Raw genomic sequence first — 22,823 nt, 5'->3', positions numbered from 1 at the left:
TAACGCAATAAAATTGCGTTAGTGTGATTAACATATGAGTAACTTATGGAAATAGAAGTTAAGTCTGCGCGCACTGGTGGAAGAAGTGCGAAAATACAAAAATCTGTTCATGACGCTGTTAATAAATTATTAGCGATCACCCCTACATCAGAGATAACGGTATATGCTGTTGCCAATGAAGCTGGCGTCCCCCCATCAACGATTTATCGTCGTTGGGGGGATATCAATAGACTTCTAGCTGATGTTGCTGTTCAACATCTTTATCCAGAAACAGTGCCAAAAGATATGGGTAGTTATCAAGCTGATATCATTGAGTGGGTTGAACAATATTATGAAGAAATGGCATCAGAAACCGGACGAGACATGCTAAGAGAGATTATATATGCCAAAGAATGCAGCGCCTCCTCTCAGTGTACTGATATGATTAACACTCAATTAGAAGTGATAAACAAAAGAGCTCATGAACGTGGAGAAAAAATCTTATCTAATGAAAATATAATTAACTTTGTTGTCTCTCCCATTATATTTCATATTTTATTTGATACACAATCGTTAACAATTGAATCAGTACACTCTCTTATCAATCGACTTTTAATTAATAATGAAATATAAAATAAAAAAATCATTGGTAATAAGCCTATTCTTAAAAATAGGCTCATTTAATGGGTAAGTTTATTTGCTTGTACGTTCTTTATTTGATTGAGATAAAGCAGAAGCAGCTAATGCTTTAGTTTCTGCACTATACTTATCACTTTTCAGAACATTAGATGCAATTGTCTCCAGTTCTTCACCTGTTTGTTTTAAATTACTGGATTGCGATAGAATAGAAGCTGCTAGTGTCTTTTTGATTCTTGATTCATTGTTATTCTGAATGATCTTAGCGGCTTTAGATGCTAAGTCCTTTGAAGTTTTCTTTTTGTTAATTGTCATATCTTATTCCTTTAAGTTAAAGACATAAGCAATATAATGAACCCGATACCAATAATCAATCACTACATAGCGTCATGTTAATTCTTTTATGACGAGAAATATTTAGATAATAATATCGGCTTAAATATTTTCATTTTTTATCAAATTTAACAGCATGAAATACCAGCGGAATAGCGACAACATTGACAATCGCAGCTATAAGCCAGACAGCACCAGGCCAGTCATTTCGAAAAGCAAAATAAAAGCCAGAGAAGAAAATTGGTGCAATGATTGATGCGAAACTGATTGTTGATGATAACAATCCTTGAAATCGCCCTTGCATATCAGGATCAACTTGGTTAGTTGCTAATGATTGGAGTGCCGGAGTCCCTATTCCCCCGATTGCAAATAACGGCATAATTAAAAAGATCACCCACCCTTCAGTTGCAAACGCCATTGCACTAAGCGCTGCACATAAACACAAAATTCCCGATAGAATAGTGCCCTTTTCACCAAATACTCTAACGACAGGGCCGGGTAGAAAAGCCTGCACTAGTGCTTGAAATAGACCAAATATACCCAAAGACAATCCCACCATAAATCCATTCCATTCAAATGCATCCTGCCCCCACATCGCCCAACAAATGCCATAAGCTTCACCAGCAAAACTAAGAATGAAAAAAATAATCACTATTGGAAAAAGTCCATTTTTTGTAGACAAGGAATGAAAGAAGTGAAGTGGATTAAGCTCAGATAAATCAACTCTATGATTTTGCTTAGCGTGCGGTTCTGGTAAGACAAATAATGTAAGCAAAAAATTACAACCATTAAGTAGTAAAGCTGCAATGAAAGGTAGGCGGACCCAGTAATCACTCAATAAACCACCAATAACTGGCCCAATGATAAAACCGATACCAAACATGGCATTAAATAGCCCAAAACGTCGGGGTCTCTGTTCTGCTGAAGAGATATCAGTCATATAAGCCATTGCGACAGAAAGACTAGCGCCTGTTATACCAGCAATTATTCGGCCAAGAATTAATAATGATAAGGTGGTTGCCACTGACAGAAGAAGATAGCTAATTACCGCACCGCCCATTGAAAGAAGCAATACGGGTTTACGCCCTAATCGATCACTTAACGCACCAAGTAATGGTGCAAATAAAAATTGCATAATGGCGTACAGTACAGTTATCAATCCAATAAAAAGCGATACATTATCAGTGTGTGAAATATCTTTAAGTAAGGAAGGAAGAATAGGGAATATAATACCGATACCCATGGCATCGAGCACAATAGTCATATAAATAGATATTAGAGGACGATTCATTCAGCGCTCCTATCAGGTCACCCGCTTAAGCGAAATGATGTCTGATAACAATACCTGATATTAATTCAGGCTATTCTTTGGATACGCTGGTCGTTTATGCCTATTAAGCGTCAACGGCTTGTGTGTTGACAGTGTTGGCTGTCACTTTTTCGCGAGGCTAATGGTTAGATTTAAAATATAACCATATCTAAAATAATAGAGCGTTTTGATTCCGTAAACTGACTTGTCGGCTAGATACTCTAAAATTTGCATGTATTCTGCCTCTCATAATTTATCTTGTCAACGCCCGAACATAATAAAAAAATAAAGTGTTATATTCACACATATTGATGGCAAAATCCGATATTGCCATCAGTATGCAACATCTTTCATCAAGTCCAAGATAATGATATCAACCATAATATTGGGTTATTCCTGTATATCCTTTTCCTTGATATATTTTTTCAACTTCACCAGTAGCAAGTGCCACTTTGTAAACACCACCAGATAAATCTGTCACGTACATTAACTGTGCTGGCTTATCATAGATTAAGCCGATAGCTTCATGAAAACCTCGACAAATTACGCGATAATTAATCACTCCATCAACTGTAATTTCAGCACGATTTAAACTATTACCGTCAGGTTCACCACCTCTATCAGTCCAATAGAGGATTTGTTCTTCTTCATCCAGTAATAAGTCAATTGGCTCAGGAAGTTTTTCCAATAAAAGCTGAATATCAGTTCGGTTAGCTGGATTTTGATGATTTTTGGGGACCAGTGGTGCTCTGAACAAACGACCAAGATTTCCTTTGGAAGTCCCTTTTTGCGTCCAATAAAACCAATTATTCGCGCCATCCAAAGTGATACCAACACATTGCTCTAATATGTCTACTTTATCTAGGTTATCTCTTGGCCTTTCAATATGAAGCTGTAAGTCAGTTCCATCTGTTTTACACGATGCTACTTTTCCACCTTCACGGTCGCACCAATATAATCGCTGAGCGTTTTGATCAAGTTGTAGCTGCTTGCCCGTTCTCACCTTTCCTTGGCCTATCAGCACTTTTCGATCGGTGCCATCAAAATTCATCACATTAATGGAACCATCATTCGCATCATAGTTCCCTTCTTTATTTTCCCCCATATTGCTCCAATAAATTAAGCGATTTACTGAGTCAACCGCAATACCATCAGGTCTACCTCCTAACCCTTCAATAAGATTTACTACTTGCCCGCTGACCTTACTAAATCGAGTAATTGCAGGATTGATAACATCGAGTAGCAATAAATAAGGTTGTGAAAGTGTACTATTTTTCGCCATGATTAGCCTCATCATACGTTTGATTAACTTTAAATATAGGTGATGATTTATTAATTTAGCAAATTAATAATCTGTAATTAAATAACCTCTTAAGGCTTTACTCACTATGCGAGGATAAAATACAAAAAATATCCCTATTCTCTTAATTAATAAAATAAATAAAACAATATTCAATTTAAATAAAAATTATTTAAATTAAAATAACCTTACTTTATTAGCGGTTGTTTATAATTGGTTTAATTTATATTTGATTTAAGATTGAAATCATAAAGTAAGATAATTTGACAATAGTAATTGTATTTACTCTTTATTTATCTTTATCGAAATATAATTTATTAAGACGGTTTAATTTTAACCAAGTTTACTAATAACTATATAAAGAATGGTTGGCGACTAAAATGAAAAAAGTCGAATATTTGTTCAAAAAATTACGCTCAATCGTTGTTAGCGATAAGCTATATTTAACTAATAAGTTTATAAAAAACATAGGTTACACGCCTAATTTTAATGATCCTAAAAGCTTTAATGAAAAAGTTAATTATCGGATGTTAAATGATAGAAATCCTTTATATACACAATTAGCTGATAAGTTATCTGCTAGGAATTATGTCTCGCAAAAAATTGGCGAACAATACTTAGTGCCAATTTTAGCCGCTTATAATTGTGCAGAGGAAATCAATATTGATAAATTACCTGAACGCTTTGTATTAAAGTGTAATCATGATAGTGGTAGCAGTATTATTTGCCAGAACAAAGCCGAATTTGATCTTCAAAAGGCCAAAGATAAGCTTTCATTTCATTTGAAGAAGAATCTATATTACATCACTCGTGAAAGGCATTATAAAAATATCCCAGCAAAAATTATTTGTGAGCAATATATTGATTTATTTGCAAATAAAAACAGAAAATTAGTCCCTGAAACTTGTCGTATTCACTGTTTTTCAGGTAAACCAATATACGCAGAGGTTGATTATACGGATGAGTTTGGTAATGAATATATCAATATTTATGATACGCAATGGCAGTTACAGCCAATGACATTTGGTTACCCAAACATGTTAGAGCCTATCCCTGAGCCTGCTTTATTCCAAGAAATGTTAAGGCTTGCTCAAAGGCTTGTCAGCCCATTCGATTATTGCCGTGCAGACTTTTTGATGTCAGATCAACGGCTCTACTTTAGCGAGCTCACCTTTGCACCGAGTGCGGGTCGAACTAAAATTCAGCCATTATCATGGGACTTCAGGTTAGGGGAGCTGTGGGATCAAAGAATGATCAAAACGATTAGTGATGTCGAAATGGATGAGGAACTGGCAATAGCGTCTTTCAATAATAAAAAAAAGTAGCTCTCAAGTAAAAGTTTGAAGTGAAAAAAAACCGTGATATTTCTCATTCAGGAATCATCACGGTTTTTTTGTCTTAAAAGCTAGTTGGCCAATACACTTGCTTTGCGGCGTAAGCTCGCAATTAACATGTAAATGGTTGTTATAGTCAGCACAATAAAGAAGAAATCGACTAAACCATTATGTTGAGCCAAGAAAGTACCAGCCACTAGAGGTCCAGTAGCTGAGCCTACACTATAACTAAACAGCATCACCTGTGTTGCCGCAACAATATAGGAAGAGTCAAGATTGTCACAAGCCAAAGTAATTGCAATTGGGTATAAAGCGAAAGAAGACATCCCCAGTAAAGCTAGTGCGACTATCATGACAAGGTAATCGTTAGAGATATAAATGATCCCCATCGCAAAAACTCCAAGCAATGATACCATTGCAAGCAAAAGTGTCTTGCTCATCATAATGGAGAGTTTACTAATAACTGGTTGGATTACCATCCCACCTAAAATAATCGATGCCATAAGTACACCAACTTGCTCCGTTGTAAACGGACCATTTTTTAGGGATAGCGGCATTAACCCATAAATAGTTCCCATCAAAACACCTGAAGTCATACATCCTATAATTGCAGGTTTACTAAGACGTACAATTTTTTTCAGCGATAGCTTTTGATGTGAGTCACATGATGGTTGCCCTTGACGGAGCAGTAATGGCGGCATCACTGCGAGTAATAGTAAACCCAGTACTACCATAAAAGGATAAGTACCTTGAGTACCAATTACTCCAATCGCTAGCTGACCTAATGTCGTTCCACCGTACAGTGATGTCATATAAAAGCTAAGACGCTTAGCTCTTTCCTTTGCACTATCGCCAATTAATAGCCAAGATTCAACAACCACAAAAATCCCAGCGACAGCAATACCTGCAAATAAACGATTTGGTAGCCAAGCTTCGATACTTGGAGTCCAAGGTAAAACAACCACAGTCGCAGCAAGCATTAATAAAAAAGCAATAAAAGAGAGGCGATGGCCAATTTTAGCAATAACAGGCTCAATCAGCATTGAACCAATTAATAACCCAATATAATAAGCACTTGCTAACCAACCCGCATAACTGGTGTCGAGTTTAAAGCTTCCCATAGATAATGGAATTAAGCTCATCAGATAACCCGAGGCGATAGCAAAAATGGTCAAGCCTGCGACAGGTACAAAAGTACTGTCTTTTTTGCGCATTAATGTTGAGGCCTGTTTCACGACCCACTCTCCCACTGACAAAATAGATAATATGCGCTGCATCTTCATCGGGGGGCCACGCGGCGATATTGAGCTCATAAAAGAACCCATTCCGGCGACTAGTGCAGGTGTTTAAATGTAGATAAGACTAATTGGCGGCAATATAGAACTTTAATGCCTTTAATTAAAATGAGAAAAACTAATGGTGATCAACAAAAATATTTATGTGAGAAAAATCACAGTTTTTATTTACTCTACAGCGACGAACTCAGAGAGAAAATAAATTAAATAAACCTTTAAAAACAATGCAATGTGATTAAATTGTAAATAATAGTGATTATCAGTTTTGATTTGTTTTTATTCAATTTGAAACTCCTATAATTAAGCAGAAAAATATAAATAAATAGTTTCTTACAATATTGTTCCATTGAGTTTCATTATTTAAGTAAGTGCCCCCTTTTTTATGTTGTTTTTTGAGAGGAGTATCGAATGTATAATAGATACTCGTCATGCTTTTCACTCTCACTCGATACATAGGCCTGTAAATTTCCCGATCAACCACCCACATTATCCTGTTTCAATCGACGCCATAATGTTGTTCGACTAATTCCTAAATATTCAGCAACTGCTTGCCTATCGCCTTTAAAATAGCTCATGACCTCGGCAAGTGATTCACCTGCCTGTTTAATCGTTGCTGGACTCTCTATTTTTACTTTTCGCTCCGGAGACAAATTGATAAGCATCTCTGGGGTAATCGCCTTATCGGCATAAGCACTACAAAATAGAGCAACTCGTTCCATCAAATTCCGCAATTCTCGAACATTACCCGGCCATGAATACTGTTCAAAAAACTCGCTACAACCCAGTAATTGCTGAATTCTAAAAGTGGGTAATGACTGTTGTAATCCAGCAAATGCGAGTTTAAGCAACCGCTCCGCTAGCATGTAAATATCTGCACCTCGTTCATGTAATGAAGGAATTTTCATGCGTAAAACGCCTAAACGATAAAATAGATCGGCCCTAAAACGCCCTTCTTTTACCCAATTATCGAGGTCACAATGTGTCGCACAAATCACTCGAACATTAACTTGAAGTGGACGATATCCACCAATCCGCACAATGGTAAGTTCTTCCAATACTCGAAGTAATCGAGTTTGTAACGCCAGCGGCATTTCACCAATTTCATCGAGAAATAAGGTTCCGCCATTGGCCATCTCAAATAACCCTGCACGCCCGCCCCGTCTCGCCCCTGTAAAAGCACCTTCTTCATAACCAAATAACTCAGCCTCTAATAAACTTTCAGGAATAGCACCACAGTTTACGGCCACAAAAGGCATTGGTGCTTTGTTTCTTTTATGTTGATTGAATAGCCGATACTCATGATGGATAGCCTGTGCCACCATCTCTTTACCCGTGCCACTCTCTCCTTGAATAAGTACAGTGGCATCAGAACGTGCATACAGCATGATGTATTGACGTACCTTTTCCATCACAGAAGAGGCACCAATCAAATCATTAATAGTATGTCGAACTTTAGTGGTGTTTTCTGACTGATAGCCTATTGGCGTGGTTTTTTGATCATAAGAAATCCGACTTAACTCAATCGCATCATAAAATGCTTGGCGAATAGTTTCAGTGGAATAGATAAAAATCCCCGTCATGCCAACTTCATGAGTTAAATCCATAATAAGCCCAGCGCCCACTATCACAGTAATTCCCATGGCTTTTAAGGACTTTAATTGGGCTCTTGCATCTTCCGCGGTGATATAACTACGTTGTTCTATCTGTAAACCAAAGTTTCGCTGGAACTCATCTAATGATGGAATAATTTCTTGATAACTGATAATAGCGACTTTGTCACTGATCTCACGAGCTTTTGCTAAGGCTTGCATCACATCATAACCGCTAACTTTAACGATAATAATAGGAACGGATACATGGCTTTTTAAATAAGCACCGTTCGAACCTGCGCTAATTATTGCATCACAGTGCCCTATTTTTAAACGTTCTCTAACCTCTTCAGCTGCCTGCTCAAAACCTATATTTAACGGTGTAATGTCAGCCTGTGCACTAAATTCAGGACTAATATCGCGAAATAAAGTAAATAATCGCGAAACAGAAACAGTCCAAATAATCGGTTTTTGCATTCCCATTCTCTTGTTAGTGAAATCAGATTTCAATAATGTTTCATTTAACATTATCTTGTTTCATTGAAACATCACAGTATTTTTATTCAAAGCTGCACTGCCAATCACAAAAATAACCCCTCATCACTTCATTGATTTTAAATGATTTTATTTATTATTTGACAATAAGTTGATTATGGCATGGAGCTTGCAATGCTAAAGATAGCTTAAATAATATAAGTACTATTTTGGTGATAAATATGCTCTTTCAATAAAAGATGTAATTAATAGAGGGAGTTAACAACATCGTATTTCAGAATACGTTAACCGTATCTTGAAATAAAATGAGTATCAGCCAAACCAAGCTACACTTTATTATCAATCGATAACAAGAGGTCACCATGTCATCTATTTCAGCAGGACAAGCCTTTCGCGATGCACTTAGCCGTGAAACACCATTACAGTTAGTCGGAACAATCAATGCGAATCATGCTCTACTCGCCCAACGTGCAGGCTATAAAGCCATTTATCTTTCAGGTGGTGGTGTCGCCGCAGGTTCTTTAGGGTTACCTGATCTTGGAATTTCCACTCTGGAAGATGTTTTAATTGATGTCAGACGGATCACCGACGTTTGTGATTTACCCCTAATGGTCGATGCGGATATTGGTTTTGGACCTTCGGCATTCAATGTAGCCCGTACAGTAAAATCGATATACAAGGCAGGAGCGGCTGGCCTACATTTAGAAGATCAAGTAGGAGCCAAGCGTTGCGGTCACCGCCCCAATAAAGAGATCGTTTCAACACAGGAGATGGTCGACCGTATTAAAGCGGCAGTTGATGCTCGGCCTGATGATAGCTTTGTTATTATGGCACGCACAGATGCGCTTGCTGTTGAAGGATTAGATGCTGCACTTGAAAGAGCTCATGCTTATATCGAAGCTGGTGCTGATATGTTATTCCCTGAAGCAATCACTGAACTCGATATGTACCAGCGTTTTGTCAGTAATACCAAGGTTCCTGTTCTTGCCAATCTCACCGAATTTGGTCAAACACCTTTATTTACCCTTGATGAGCTTCGTAGTGTGGGGATTGCTATCGCACTGTATCCATTATCGGCCTTTCGCGCGATGAATAAGGCCGCAGAGCAGGTCTATACCACGCTTCGTCAACAAGGAACCCAAAAAAGTGTAGTACCTTTAATGCAAACCCGTGAGGAACTTTATCAAAGCATTAACTATTATGACTATGAACAAAAATTAGATGCCCTATTTTCAAAACAAAAATAATTAATTCAAAAAATAAGTTGCGCCCCTTTTAATTTAATAAGGAAAAGCCAATGAATGAACATCTTAATACCTCTGAAACTACACAATTTAAACCCAAGAAATCCGTCGCGCTTTCCGGTGTTAGCGCGGGCAATACTGCGCTTTGTACTGTGGGCAAAAACGGTAATGACTTACACTATCGCGGCTATGATATTCATGATTTAGCCACTCAATGTGAATTCGAAGAGATCGCTTATCTTTTAATCTATGAAAAATTACCAACCAGCTCAGAGCTCATCGCATATAAAGAAAAGCTGAAAGCATTGAGAGGCATCCCAGCAAGTGTTAAACAGACTCTAGAATCCATTCCTGCAAATGCTCATCCAATGGATGTCATGCGTACTGGTGTTTCTATGATGGGTTGTGTTTTGCCTGAAAAAGAGACCCATCCATTGTCTGGTGCGAAAGAGATAGCGGATAGACTCCTCGCTTCATTAGGGTCTATGCTGCTGTATTGGTATCATTTCAGTCATCATGGACGTCGAATTGAAACCGAAACAGATGATGATTCGATTGGCGCTCATTTTTTGCATTTATTACACGGTAAAAAACCGCCAGCACAGTGGGAACGCTTCATGCATATTGCCTCTATTTTATATGCAGAACATGAATTTAATGCATCGACTTTCGCAGCAAGGGTAATAGCAGGAACAGGCACAGATTTTTACTCCGCTATCACTGGTGCAATTGCAGCTCTGCGAGGTCCTAAACATGGTGGCGCAAATGAAGTTTCGTTAGAAATACAACAACGTTATTCCTCTAACGATGAAGCCGAGCAGGATATTATTGCGCGCCTTAAAAAACCCGAAGTAATCATTGGTTTTGGTCATCCGGTTTATACCCTCGCGGATCCACGCCACCCGATTATTAAATCCGTTGCTCTACAACTTTCAGAACAAAGCTCAAATCGCCAGCTCTATGATATTGCTCATCATTTAGAATCAGTCATGAAGCGTGAAAAAAACATGTTTCCCAACCTTGATTGGTTTTCAGCTGTGACTTATCACCTTATGGGAATTCCAACTGCGATGTTTACCCCGTTATTTGTGATGGCGCGTACCGCGGGGTGGTCAGCACATATTATTGAGCAACGACAAGATAATAAAATTATTCGCCCATCGGCTAACTATGTTGGCCCAGAAAATAAATTATTTATTCATATGGAACAGCGTTAATAAGGATAAAATCAATGACTCAAACTTCTGTTACCCCTGCTTCACAAAATTTTGACAAAGTCATCGTCGACATCGTCGATTATGTCACTCAATATCCGATTATTTCTGACCTCGCCTATGAAACAGCCTATTATTGTTTTTTAGACACGCTCGGCTGTGGCATGGAATCACTCGAATACCCAGCCTGTAAAAAACTACTAGGCCCTATCATTCAAGGCACTGCTGTACCTAATGGTGCTAAAGTTCCCGGTACTCAATTTCAGCTAGATCCCGTTCAGGCAGCCTTTAATATTGGCGCAATGATCCGCTGGCTAGATTTTAATGATACTTGGCTTGCTGCGGAATGGGGGCATCCATCAGATAATCTTGGCGGCATTCTAGCAGTTGCTGATTGGCTATCGCGTGAAGCGATTGCCAAAGGAAAAGCACCTTTGACAATCAAGCATGTCTTGACCGCCATGATCAAAGCACATGAAATCCAAGGCTGTATTGCTTTAGAAAATGCCTTTAATAAAGTCGGCCTTGACCATGTCATATTGGTAAAAGTAGCTTCTACTGCGGTTGTTGCTCAACTCTTGGGATTAAACCGTGAAGAAATTTTAAATGCCGTTTCACTTGCTTGGGTTGATGGTCATAGCTTACGAACTTATCGACATGCGCCGAATACAGGTTCACGTAAATCATGGGCAGCAGGTGATGCGACATCAAGAGCAGTTAGGTTAGCCTTAATGGCACAAAAAGGGGAAATGGGTTACCCAAGTGCACTGACTGCGAAAACTTGGGGTTTCTATGACGCCTTATTTAATGGACAAACATTTAAGTTTCAACGTCCGTATGGTTCCTATGTTATGGAAAATGTACTGTTCAAAATTTCATTCCCTGCGGAATTTCATTCACAAACCGCAGTTGAAGCAGCGCTACAATTGCATGAGCAATTAAAATCATTAGGAAAAAGCGCTGACGATATCGAAAGTGTATCCATTCGCACCCATGAAGCTTGTATCCGTATCATTGATAAACAAGGGCCTCTAAACAACCCTGCTGATCGTGACCATTGCATTCAGTATATGGTCGCCGTTCCACTTATTTTCGGTCGCCTAACCGCCTCTGATTATGAAGACAATATTGCTAACGACCCTCGTATTGATGCATTACGCGCTAAAATGATCTGCCATGAAGACGTTAGCTTTACTCAGGATTATCATGACCCAGAAAAACGTTCTATTGCTAATGGGTTAACGATCAAACTCAAAGATGGCCAAGTCCTCGACGAGATTTTAATTGAGTATCCTGTGGGTCATAAACGCCGCCGTAAAGAAGGTATTCCTCTGTTACTGAAAAAATTCAGAACTAACCTTGCACGCCAATTTCCTCGAACTCAACAGCTACGTATTCTTTCAGCTTCATTAGATAAGCCACTACTTGAAGCGATGCCAGTCAATGAGTTTGTTGATTTGTTTGTGATTTAATCAATTAACCGTAAAAAAGGGAGCGATTTATCGCTTCCTTTTTTCTGATCAAAGGATAAAACATTCCACACACATAACATATTCATGATTGTATAAGAGACAACATATTAAGTTTAAATAATAATAACGTTTACGCTAAATGAATCGATAGTGGCTATACCTTTAATCGATGAACTGAATTACGCTGAACTAATGTCGGGGAGTATATCAAACCACCAGCTTTGATATTTTCATGGCGTGACAACGCTAACGATAGTTCGGTCGCATGATCTGCCATCATTTGTATCGGATAACGAATAGTAGTAAGGCGAGGATGAATATAACGAGCAAGCAATACGTCATCAAAACCAATCACAGAAACCTGCTCAGGTGAAGATATGTCATTTTCATCTAAAACAGCGAGTGCTCCAGCTGCCATAAAGTCGTTATAACCAACGATAGCTGTCATTTCTAATGACTTGGTCAGTAAATTTGTCATTGCCTGTTCTCCACCCTCACCGGAAGGAGCACCATATTCAATATAGCTTTCAGGAAGTGAGATCTCATGTTTTTTCAATGCATCACGGTAGCCTAATAGCCGCTGCTCAGCATCTTCAATTTTGTGGTTTGATGAGATAAACGCAATTTTAGTGTGACCGTTACGGATCAAATGTTCGGTCGCCAAATAAGCACCTTTATAGTTATTTAGCGAGATACATCGATTAGCAATTGATTCTATATGTCGATTAATCAATACCATACTCGGTATTTCTTGAGCAAATTCAATTAACTCTTCATCAGATAATGCTTTTGAGTGAATGACTAATGCGTCACATCGATTATTAATTAATAGCTCTATTGATTGACGCTCTTCATTAGCAGTGTGGTAACCATTACAAATAAGAATGTGCTTTCCATTTTTGTGTGCCACAGCATCAACAGCCTTCACCATTATCCCAAAAAAAGGATCGGATACATCATTAACCAGCACACCGATAGTATTTGAACTTTGGTTAACAAGTGCTCTAGCCGCTGCATTTGGGCGATAACCAAGCTTATTCATGGCATTTTTGACTGCAATAATCGAAGCTTTACTTGCCTTAGGTGATTGATTAATCACTCGAGAGGCTGTCGCAACCGACACACCTGCATCTCTCGCTACATCTTTTATTGTCGCCATGTAGTACCTCTATACACCAAATAATTCGAGTTTCCGCTAAGCTATCACGATAAGCATATATATTCGTATATTATGGGTAGTTGGTGTAGCCAACAACACTGCAAGTTGAATTATGCTGAAGATTATTAAACACCGTATCTATATGTTAAACAATGGGTATATCATCGATAATCGTAATATCGACAAGAAATAGTTTGACCTCATTAGTACCACTAAAAAACAAGATGCAGCGCCGCAATAATACGGCGCTCGAATTAGAATATAAATTGATAGCTAGTTTGTTGTTGGTAAACTTTATTCGGCTGTGAAATTCCACTGTACTGCTCTCCCCATTCTGGGTGATTGATAGCATCTGGTGGAAATTGAGTTTCAAATGCAACGCCTGAAAATGGTGTGTAATATTTCGATTTACCCGGTACTGAAATTAAATAATTGCCTGTATAAATTTGTATTGATGGCATGGTAGTCGCAATATCCATCCGTACATCGCCATCGGGAGAAAATAAGGATGCAACGGTTGACTCACCATCCGTTAAGCTACTATCGAGTATCATTGCGTGATCATAACCACCTGCGGCTTTTTGGTCGTCATCTTGTAAAAAATCATAGCCAATGCGTTTTTTATGCCGAAAATCAAAAAAGGTCTCAGTCACATTACGCCACTCCCCCGTCGGGATCCCGCTTTTATCCGTAGGCAGATAATGGGTAGCGGCTAACTGTAAATCGTGTTCAAGTGCTGTTTTGGCAGCATCTTCACCTGCTAAATTGAAATAAGCATGGTTAGTTAAATTGACAGGACAGAGCTTACTCACTTGAATTCGATAATAAATAATTACTTTATTATCATCAGTTAGCACATAACGGACCTCAGCTTCTAACTCGCCGGGAAACCCTTGATCACCATCGGGTGAAACTAGTGAAAAAATAGCTTCTTGCGGGCTAATTTGCATCTCTTTCCAGACACGATAACTAAAATTATCTGATCCACCATGTAAGCAATGTTCATCTTGATTTGCTGCCACCTTGAATCGTTGACTATCTAAGGTAAAACTTGCATTTGCAATACGGTTTGCCACACGCCCTACTGTTGCCCCCAAATAGACACCTTGGTCCATTTGTGCCGCCATATTGGGTGAACCTAGTAACACATCTCGCTTACCTGTTGGCATAGGTAATATGCAGCTAATCCAACTCGCCCCTAGGGTAGACAATAAAATTTTCATGCCATTATTATTAGCCAGTGCAATGACTTTTGATGCACGTGCAACATACCCTTGGTCCTTTGATAACTGCATTTTGTTCTCCCAACTATAATGCGTTTCTAATAATTCCAGCCCGATCACTTGGCTGGCAAACATAAATATGTGCTTTTAATTCAGTTAATATATGATATTGCACTTCAACGGCTAAAATGACTGGTTCAACCAATTATTGTTTCATTAATATCACCACACAACCGCCAAATCCACCGCCAGTCATTCTCACGCCGCCTTGTTCGCTTAAAACTGATGCTACAATATCAACCATTTTCAGTAATAACATGTTTTGCACACTTAGCCACTAATGGCTCAAGTTCAGCTTGTTTTTGGTTAAATGGTACAATTGTAATATCGCGTAATGCTTTAACACCAAATTGTTTTGCTACACTTTCACATTGCTAGCGGCGCGTATTATATTCGCTATCGACCAACCTGGGCTTTTTATTTGAATTGATAATCATCACCACTAGATCATCAGGTACTGGAATAGCTGAGGTTGTTAAGCTTCTGCTATCAATTAAAAGTACATGACCTTCGTCACCACAAGCAGAAATCAATTGATCCTTCATGTCGCAGTGGTAGCCTACAAATTGGTTTTCAGCCTGCTGACCATTCCATGCAATCTCTTGTTGGCGGATATTAAGCTGATATAACTCTTTTAATGTTTGGCCAATAACAACCTCAAATGAAGCTGAAGAGCTTAACCCAGAGGCTTGCAGAACATTACGACTAACGGCAATATCACATTCACAAAAATGATAGTCTCTTTGTAGCAAAAAGTTGATGACACCAGGAATATAGTTTGCCCACCTTTTTCAGATAAAAATTCCATTTCTTCATCTAAACTAAATTCATCAATATCATTGCCATAATCAGCTGCAACAAACCGGTTCAAACGGTTATCTCGCTTTTTTGCGCTGTCATCGTTTGATAATCAATAGCACAATGCAAGACAAATCCATCATTATGGGGTCACTTCAAAAGGGCGGGGTTTTACGGCGCTCACTGATAAAAGAGAAATATTAAATTGATGTTTTTGCTCAGCGTGACATGTCACGATCATATAAATTAATGCGTTGTGACATGTCACGATCATATAAATTAATGCGTTGTGACATGTCACGAAAAACAGAGGTGATAATTGTCTCTAGGTATTAGCGGTAAAAATACCACAAAATTTACTCTAAATTATGTAGCTAAATGCTTTGATCATCAGTTAATTATCATAAAAATGATGATTTAAATACAAGCTTAACTAAGTATACCGCTAATATTTACTTGAAATAGAGCAATAAAAATACCCAATAGTTAAAGAATCATTTAATTGGCAAGTGATTTAATCGGGAGTTTTTATCCATGAATATATGATTCAAATCGTTAAATGGCATGCCCTATTCATAACACATACCACCTAACGTGATACATAATGAATTAATGAATTAATGAATACATTCCTTATCATAAGGGTCTATATGCGTCATCACATCAAGGATTAATGGATTTTCCATGAGTTTATCACGTACCCTTACCGCGATTTCATGCCCTGCTAGAATAGACATTTTACTATCCATTTCTATGTGCACATCAACCAAATAAAAATCACCTGATTTACGCGTTTTTAAATCATGGAACCCTTCTATGCCGTCGATACCATCAAGAATAGTTCGAATTTCTTGCAATGTTTCTTCATCAGCACCTTTATCCATCAAATCTTGCATCGATTGATTAGTAAATTTATAGCCCATACGAAAAACAAAGGTTCCTACAATCAATGCAGCAATAGGGTCAAAAATTTTGTAACCGCATAAACTTCCAATAATCCCGATAGCAACCACAAGTGATGAAGCGGCATCAGAGCGAGCATGCCAAGCATTTGCTACCAGCATGCTTGAGTTAACTCGATTAGCTACGCGCAACATGTAGCGAAAAAGCCCTTCTTTGGCAATTAACGACACGAGTGCGGCGACTAATGCGATAACGTGCACCTCTTGTATTAATTCAGGATGTAGCATTTTTTGAGCGGCTGACCAAATCATCCCTACGCCAACTATCAATAAAATGATCCCCAGAATTAATGATGCGCCATTTTCATAACGAAAATGGCCATAAGGGTGATCCTCATCAGGCTTTTTATGGCTTTTTTTATTTGCAATCAAAACAACAAAATCAGCAACCAGATCAGATAATGTATGGACACCATCTGCAATTAAACCTTGTGAGTGCGAGATGAAACCAATAATAATCTGCCATATTGATAGAACTATATTAACTGCAACACTAATCAAAGTGCTTTTTTTCGCAGCATTAAACTTTTCGTGTTGAAGATTTAATTCATTACTTGTTGTATTTGGTAAGTTATTTTTGCTCATCATCTATATTCTTAATAAAAAACAAAACAATTATCATTTAAATAAACTTTTAAAATCAATAAATTATAAAATGCACAATAAATATTGGCACAATATAAAAGAAAAGTCTTGTTATTTAATTGTAGTTTAGAACTCGAATTGATAATCATTATTTTTCATAAAACGATATTAATTGGCATGCTCAATCAGTATTTAGACAATGTTAGATGATTTATCTTATAGATGAAATGATTCGAGTTGCATATACATAACAATCGAAGATATGCTGATAGCCATAATGTAACATACTGATTAAATGGCTGAGTGTAGCACTTGATTAACAGCATATATTATACAACTTGAAGTACGATAGATATTTATCAAATGTTAGCTGCTATAATAAATTAAATTTTCATATTAATGAGGTGGTTATGTACAAAAAAATTCTAGTCCCTATTGATTTATTAGAAGACGATCTTAACCCACAAATCATCAAACATGTTGAAGAATTAGCAAAATTAGGCTCTCCTGAGATTCATTTTTTATCTGTAATCCCAAGCGCGGAGCTGTTTTTTGGAATTGAAGTCACCATTCTGCCTGAAAGCCACAAAAATTCAGCAGAACGTTCTGTTCTCGCACTGAGAGCATTAGAAGAAATCATTAAAGATATCAACGTACCGGATGAGCGGATAGTCTGTAAGATTGGCATAGGCTCTACAAAAGATGAGATTCTCAGCTATGCCGATGATGCTGATGTAAATTTAATTGTCATTGGTTCTCATCATCCAAGCACATCGACTTACCTATTAGGTTCGACTGCATCTACAATTGTACGTCATGCAAAAACATCAGTATTAGTTATCCGGTAATTTATACACTCAGATCGCCTGTAGGTGGTAAGCGGAGATCATTATGCCGTATAGATAATGTGAGACGTGGATTACAGACACACTGTAGAAATAACTTACAGCGCGATTTGAAACAGGTTGCCAATAGGATAGCGAAAAATGTGCTGCACACCTTATACAAAAAAGAGTGCAGCACTTCTCAATTCAATTATTTTTTAACTGAATCCACTAATTGGTCATCTGTTGACCAAATTCGGTATTTCACATCAACATCTTTTGGTGCATAGACAACAATTGGTAATTTACTGTTATATCGAATCGTTGCATCATCACCAAGATTAGCCGTGATAAAACGTTCTTTGGCTGGTTCATGGCAAGCCATCTGAGTTGAGAAAGGACCTTTAAGTTCATCAAGTTTATAGTAGCTATATCCCCAACCTTCCAAAGTTTTTTCTTCTAAATCACCAGCATACCATTGGCGGTTACAATCAGCTTTTGTTGTTTTACCAACAACCAGCTCTACTTGGTAATTTTCTTCATTTTGTTGAGGCTTTAACTCGATCACATGACGTACCATATCCTTCTCAGCCTTAGGATAAGGTGCAATCTTTTCTAATTCCCCAGCTGCCATCGCAGAAGAAGACACCAATGCAATAGCCAATGCTGATAAAATCATCTTTTTCATTATTAAATCCTTTTCAATTCAATTAAAATAATTAAAAATACAATAAATATACCCGATAGTAAGTCAAAAACACCAAATTAAACACCATGGATAATTCTTAATTTTAAGAATAGCTAATTGATAAGCAGCCAGAAATAGCTCTACCTTTTCTTATTTTAGTATAAGGATCATAAATTAGATAAAATCTATGTAAATTCTATTTCGTTCTAATGCATAAATAATAGTCAGTGCTTATACTGAATGTGAGGCTTAATACAACTCTGAGGAGGTAGTATGTTATCTACAGATCAAGATTTAGTTTCACAATTAGCGTCGACACATCCCCGCTTTCAAACCCTTTATGAAAAACATCACCAACTTGACAAAGAGATCAGCAAATTAGAAGGCCGTTCTGGTGCTGGTTATAATGAGAATGTAGCCAAGCTCAAAAAAGAAAAATTGCATTTAAAAGATAAAATGCAACAAATAATACAGTCAGCACATAAAGGGTGACTTCCGACTCGCTAGGTTAGACTTTGAGTTTTACTAAATCATATTCACTTAGCGAGTTATATAGGTTTTCTTTATACCTCAATGGCATAAATTTTAATTTATGCCATTTTACGCGTTTATTCACCGCTAAATTCTTACTTCCTATCATACGTAATAAATTGTATATTAAATGCATCTTATTTACCAAAACGCATAGGTAACAACATGGTAGGTAAAAGAATTCAGCGCGAAATAAAAACCATTGAAAAAATGATAGCAATCTATGAAAAATCATATCCTGCACCGATTGATTCACCTGAGCAGTATAAACGGCTTTATGCTTACGCGATAAATAGGCTTGAAAAGTGCCGGTATGGAGAACAAAAACCGGCTTGCAAGCAGTGCCCAATACATTGTTATCAACCAAAAATGCGTGAACATATGAAAATAGTCATGCGCTGGTCAGGCCCTAAGATGCTGATTTATCACCCTATATTAGCAATAAAACATTTACTCGATGATCGTAAACCAATACCTGAATTACCAGAAAGAATACGAAAAAACATTAATAAATGAGGGTTAACAATATTTATATAATTACTTTCATTTATATGTTCATAAAGGATGGATTCATTAATATTGAATAAAATGAGGTTTTGTCTAAACATCACTTTATTTACAACAATATTAAGTAATTGATGTAGGGGAAATGCAACAACACCGCCACCAAAAAAATAACATTAAAAATCAATTAGTTAAGGTAAGGATATTAACCATAGCTCAAAAACATTGAAATTTAATAGGCATATAACATGGCTAACATTCCCCTCATCACTTATCAATTAGTTATAACCTATTGATTTTTAACATTTATTTTACTAAATCAAATAATTTAAATATCATTAAGCTTCTAATACCAAGTATTACCGTGATTAAAATAACATCACTACAGACCTAAATTATAAATAACAGCGCCCTTCGGATTCAATTAAACGTAATTTTTTACAGCATCGGATTGCTTTGCCAAGTTTACTAAGCACCATACTGCTTGCCTTATTTTTTTACTTTAAATTAGGATCTTTAATTCAAATAAAAATTTGACCTTAAAATTTCAACAGCCTAGCACCAAACCAGTACTCTTTTTAGTTGTTATATTAAAATAAATTATTTTTAGAGATACAAATTAACCTACAAAAATAATACCAATTATAAATTAGTTATTAAAACGCATGTATCATTTCTGTTGAAAAACTCCTAAATATCAAAATATGAGTAACAAATGATATTTATATCTTATTTTTATTGATATTAAGGTCATTTAAATGCCTATCACTTATCGGAACGATAGATTATTTTAATCAAACCATTTCCCACCCACAAAATTCATTAATAAAATTTATTATTGATATGTTTTTCGATGTGAATGACAACTAAATCCATAACTAAAATTTATCCTATTCCCTTAAAAATAGTGAGTTAGATCTATTAATACTAAAAAAAGCAATTAATGTAGATTTACTTAAATTGTTTTCAAACACCTTAAGCTTAACCTGAAAAATTAAAAAACTTCAAAACAACAAAAACACAGTTAAAAACACTGAATAATTTCACTATAAACTGTTTTTCACGAAGGAATAAGCCATTAAGACCGAAAAAATATCATTTGGAAATATTTATTAATACTTGGAATTAAATTGTGACACTAAAATAACTTATTTATATAATCTCAATTAATCGAAACACGGAAATTTTATATACCGTTTATTTACGCAATGGAAATATAGGATACGTTTATGCGAAGTAGTTATAATTTAAATGGACAATGTATAAAAAAAGTTATTATTAGTAAAAGTAACTCACATTCTATTGTGGAACAACCAACTAAAGGACTAATTATCATTGAACGAGGCTCTTTAATATGGGAAACGCCTGTAGCATTAGAATCCTTAAATACAGGCGATATTCTTTATCACAAACAAGGTTCTTATGCGTTGAGGATCCCCGATTCTGATTCAGAATGTGAGTTTTTATGGATTGCTTTAGATGACCAATTTCTAAGAGAATTTATTAACTGCTACGGTTCTCAATTAAGTGAAATACAACGAAGTGATAATACGAGTTGTGATATAATTAAATTTTCCAAATCAAAAATTATTGATGATTTAAAAAATAGTTTTGATTCATTTTTAAATCAGCAATATCCAGAACTTCTTATTTCTTTGCGTATTTCTGAATTTTTATTATTACTATCCTATAGTACGCAAGGTGCTTTATTTCTATCTAATTTACGTCAGTTAAGTAATCGGCAAGCAGAGCGCCTACAAAATTTCATGGAAAATAATTTTTTAAAAGAATGGCGACTCATCGAATTTGCTAGAACATTTGGCATGGGGTTAACGACTTTTAAAGAATTATTTCATATAGTTTATTCAACCTCTCCACGTTCATGGATATCTGAAAAAAGAATTTTGTATGCTCATCAATTACTTATTAACACTCAAATGAGCATTGTTGAAATTTCAATGGAAGCAGGATTTTCAAGTCAATCTTATTTCACCCAAAGCTATCGCAAACGTTTTGGGTATACTCCGAGTAAATCAAGAATACCAAATAACTAACGTTATCGTTACTATTAATAATAGTTCAATAAGAGATAGGCATATAAAACCACCCTATCTAAGTCTCATAATATATATTTTAGCCGGTAGCTAACTGGCAATCTTTACCTATTACCTGATAATTTAGGATTCAATTTAAAAAGTAAGAATATAATCACTTTAAGCTTCTTGATAAGCATTTCATAATAAAATAAAAAAGAGCAGCTTACCTAATAAGTAACCTGCTCTTTTTTAAAAGAAAAAAATTAATTGGCGCTAATGATTTTTAAATCAATAATTGACATTGAATTTGGTGGAATTTGCCCTGGTATTCCTTTAACACCATAACCACCCTCAGGCTTAATATAAACCTTGACCATTCCACCTTCACCTGCTTTTTCAATAAATGAATTCAGAGGTACTGGTAATTCATTATACGGCAATGTAACTGGATTTTTATCCGTATATAATACAGTTACAGTTCCATCTGTCAGCTGCTCCCTCATGATAAATGTGATCTTTTTATTTTTCACATTCGTAATAGGTTTACCTTTTTGCAATATTTTGTAATAGGTAAAACTATCCAGCTTACTGTATTTTTGTTTAGTAATATCTTCAATTATTTTTTGGTTGCGTGTATTATTTTGTTCAGCAACCATATTTAGCTCGTTTTCATTAGCCTGTTTTTTAGGTGGCATACCTGATAAAACACTACTCTTAGGAATAGGTTTCGCTTTTAGCTTTTCATTTTCATCTCGAAGCTCTAGGATCTGTTTATTCAGATCCATAATTTGCGATTTCAATGTTTTTTCAGATGTTAACGATTTCTGTTGTTCTAATTCAGCCTGTAGTTTCTTCAATTTCTCTTGGGCCGAGGTTAATCCTTTTTGTAACTTGCTATTATCAGCTAATTGTTTTTTCAGTTTATCAAATTCAGCGCTCTGAGCTTGATACTGAGTATCAACTGTTTTTAATTTTTCAGTATCGCGTTTCAACGCGCTAATTTGTTTATTTGCTTCAACTAATTGTTGATCAACCTCTGATGCTTTTTTCGCTTTTGTATCAATATCACTTTCTAGACGTTTTATTTGCAGTTCTCGCTCTTTATTTTGTTTAGCCAATTCTGCATTTTGTAACTCTAGTTTTTTCTTCTCATCTAGATTGGTAGCTAACGAAGCTTGAATAGATTTTTTATCTACATCAACTTTAGCTAGTGCTTCTTCTTTTTGCTTAAGTAACGCTATTTGCTGGTTCAA

The 22,823-nt window shown here is 36.4% G+C and carries 19 protein-coding genes and 1 pseudogene; 9 read left to right on the top strand and 11 right to left on the bottom strand.

Translation table 11 applies throughout. The annotated features are described in order from the left end of the window. The first annotated feature begins 45 nt into the window (after window positions 1-45). On the top strand, window positions 46-612 hold the full coding sequence (locus OOA_RS01885; protein ID WP_008910427.1) for a TetR/AcrR family transcriptional regulator: 567 nt from the start codon (window positions 46-48) through the stop codon (window positions 610-612). Between the two features lie 60 nt (window positions 613-672). On the opposite strand, the gene OOA_RS01880 is transcribed toward OOA_RS01885, so the two are convergent. The 3 genes from OOA_RS01880 to OOA_RS01870 all read right to left on the bottom strand — a co-directional run bounded on the left by OOA_RS01880 (window position 673) and on the right by OOA_RS01870 (window position 3,539). Beyond that, window positions 673-930: a hypothetical protein gene (locus OOA_RS01880; RefSeq protein WP_008910426.1), complete on the bottom strand. Its 258-nt coding sequence runs from the start codon at window positions 928-930 to the stop codon at window positions 673-675. Window positions 931-1,060: 130 nt separating this feature from the next. Then, a complete protein-coding gene (locus OOA_RS01875; protein ID WP_008910425.1) occupies window positions 1,061-2,239 on the bottom strand; it encodes a TCR/Tet family MFS transporter in 1,179 nt (392 codons plus the stop codon). Window positions 2,240-2,630: 391 nt separating this feature from the next. After that, on the bottom strand, window positions 2,631-3,539 hold the full coding sequence (locus tag OOA_RS01870; protein ID WP_008910424.1) for a YncE family protein: 909 nt from the start codon (window positions 3,537-3,539) through the stop codon (window positions 2,631-2,633). Between the two features lie 398 nt (window positions 3,540-3,937). On the opposite strand from OOA_RS01870, the gene OOA_RS01865 reads away from it, so the two are divergent. After that, a complete protein-coding gene (locus OOA_RS01865) occupies window positions 3,938-4,882 on the top strand; it encodes an ATP-grasp fold amidoligase family protein (protein ID WP_008910423.1) in 945 nt (314 codons plus the stop codon). Between the two features lie 80 nt (window positions 4,883-4,962). On the opposite strand, the gene OOA_RS01860 is transcribed toward OOA_RS01865, so the two are convergent. After that, complete coding sequence (locus OOA_RS01860; RefSeq protein WP_040691004.1) at window positions 4,963-6,105, bottom strand: MFS transporter; 1,143 nt, start codon at window positions 6,103-6,105, stop codon at window positions 4,963-4,965. Between the two features lie 554 nt (window positions 6,106-6,659). Further along, entirely contained in the window at window positions 6,660-8,303 is a 1,644-nt protein-coding gene (gene prpR / locus OOA_RS01855; RefSeq protein ID WP_008910421.1) for a propionate catabolism operon regulatory protein PrpR, read from the bottom strand. A 329-nt stretch (window positions 8,304-8,632) separates the two neighbouring features. On the opposite strand from prpR, the gene prpB reads away from it, so the two are divergent. The 3 genes from prpB to OOA_RS01840 are packed head-to-tail and all read left to right on the top strand — an operon-like array spanning window position 8,633 to window position 12,200. Further along, complete coding sequence (gene prpB, locus OOA_RS01850; protein ID WP_008910420.1) at window positions 8,633-9,517, top strand: methylisocitrate lyase; 885 nt, start codon at window positions 8,633-8,635, stop codon at window positions 9,515-9,517. 50 nt (window positions 9,518-9,567) lie between these two features. Then, window positions 9,568-10,731 carry a bifunctional 2-methylcitrate synthase/citrate synthase gene (prpC, locus tag OOA_RS01845; protein ID WP_008910419.1) on the top strand — a complete coding sequence of 388 codons (1,164 nt, stop codon included), beginning with the start codon at window positions 9,568-9,570 and terminating at the stop codon, window positions 10,729-10,731. 14 nt (window positions 10,732-10,745) lie between these two features. After that, window positions 10,746-12,200, top strand: coding sequence for a bifunctional 2-methylcitrate dehydratase/aconitate hydratase (locus OOA_RS01840; RefSeq protein ID WP_008910418.1), 1,455 nt, complete (start codon window positions 10,746-10,748; stop codon window positions 12,198-12,200). Between the two features lie 154 nt (window positions 12,201-12,354). Here the strand turns inward: OOA_RS01840 and OOA_RS01835 are convergent, their stop codons facing one another. The 4 genes and pseudogenes from OOA_RS01835 to OOA_RS01820 form a co-directional block, all read right to left on the bottom strand. Further along, on the bottom strand, window positions 12,355-13,359 hold the full coding sequence (locus OOA_RS01835; RefSeq protein WP_008910417.1) for a substrate-binding domain-containing protein: 1,005 nt from the start codon (window positions 13,357-13,359) through the stop codon (window positions 12,355-12,357). Window positions 13,360-13,613: 254 nt separating this feature from the next. Next, entirely contained in the window at window positions 13,614-14,654 is a 1,041-nt protein-coding gene (gene galM / locus OOA_RS01830) for a galactose-1-epimerase (protein WP_040691000.1), read from the bottom strand. Between the two features lie 13 nt (window positions 14,655-14,667). Further along, window positions 14,668-15,587, bottom strand: a pseudogene (locus OOA_RS20235) (GHMP family kinase ATP-binding protein); the annotation flags it as partial. A gap of 470 nt (window positions 15,588-16,057) precedes the next feature. Continuing rightward, window positions 16,058-16,987 carry a cation diffusion facilitator family transporter gene (locus tag OOA_RS01820; RefSeq protein ID WP_008910413.1) on the bottom strand — a complete coding sequence of 310 codons (930 nt, stop codon included), beginning with the start codon at window positions 16,985-16,987 and terminating at the stop codon, window positions 16,058-16,060. A 410-nt stretch (window positions 16,988-17,397) separates the two neighbouring features. On the opposite strand from OOA_RS01820, the gene OOA_RS01815 reads away from it, so the two are divergent. Continuing rightward, the gene (locus OOA_RS01815; RefSeq protein ID WP_008910412.1) at window positions 17,398-17,835 is read left to right on the top strand and encodes a universal stress protein; all 438 of its coding nucleotides are present in this window, start codon (window positions 17,398-17,400) and stop codon (window positions 17,833-17,835) included. A gap of 187 nt (window positions 17,836-18,022) precedes the next feature. Here the strand turns inward: OOA_RS01815 and eco are convergent, their stop codons facing one another. After that, entirely contained in the window at window positions 18,023-18,499 is a 477-nt protein-coding gene (gene eco, locus OOA_RS01810) for a serine protease inhibitor ecotin (protein WP_008910411.1), read from the bottom strand. Window positions 18,500-18,772: 273 nt separating this feature from the next. Between eco and OOA_RS01805 the strand changes: the two genes are divergently transcribed. The 3 genes from OOA_RS01805 (at window position 18,773) to OOA_RS01795 (ending at window position 21,588) form a co-directional block, all read left to right on the top strand. Beyond that, complete coding sequence (locus OOA_RS01805; RefSeq protein ID WP_008910410.1) at window positions 18,773-18,991, top strand: DUF465 domain-containing protein; 219 nt, start codon at window positions 18,773-18,775, stop codon at window positions 18,989-18,991. 204 nt (window positions 18,992-19,195) lie between these two features. Then, a complete protein-coding gene (locus tag OOA_RS01800) occupies window positions 19,196-19,546 on the top strand; it encodes a nitrous oxide-stimulated promoter family protein (RefSeq protein WP_008910409.1) in 351 nt (116 codons plus the stop codon). 1,217 nt (window positions 19,547-20,763) lie between these two features. Next, a complete protein-coding gene (locus OOA_RS01795) occupies window positions 20,764-21,588 on the top strand; it encodes a helix-turn-helix transcriptional regulator (RefSeq protein ID WP_008910408.1) in 825 nt (274 codons plus the stop codon). A 245-nt stretch (window positions 21,589-21,833) separates the two neighbouring features. On the opposite strand, the gene OOA_RS20810 is transcribed toward OOA_RS01795, so the two are convergent. Continuing rightward, a partial coding sequence (locus OOA_RS20810; protein ID WP_236611157.1) for an FKBP-type peptidyl-prolyl cis-trans isomerase occupies window positions 21,834-22,823 on the bottom strand: 990 nt, incomplete at its 5' end.

Origin of the sequence: Providencia burhodogranariea DSM 19968 (genome assembly GCF_000314855.2) — a bacterium.
Lineage (GTDB): Bacteria > Pseudomonadota > Gammaproteobacteria > Enterobacterales > Enterobacteriaceae > Providencia > Providencia burhodogranariea.
This window is presented reverse-complemented; position numbering and strand designations above follow the sequence as displayed.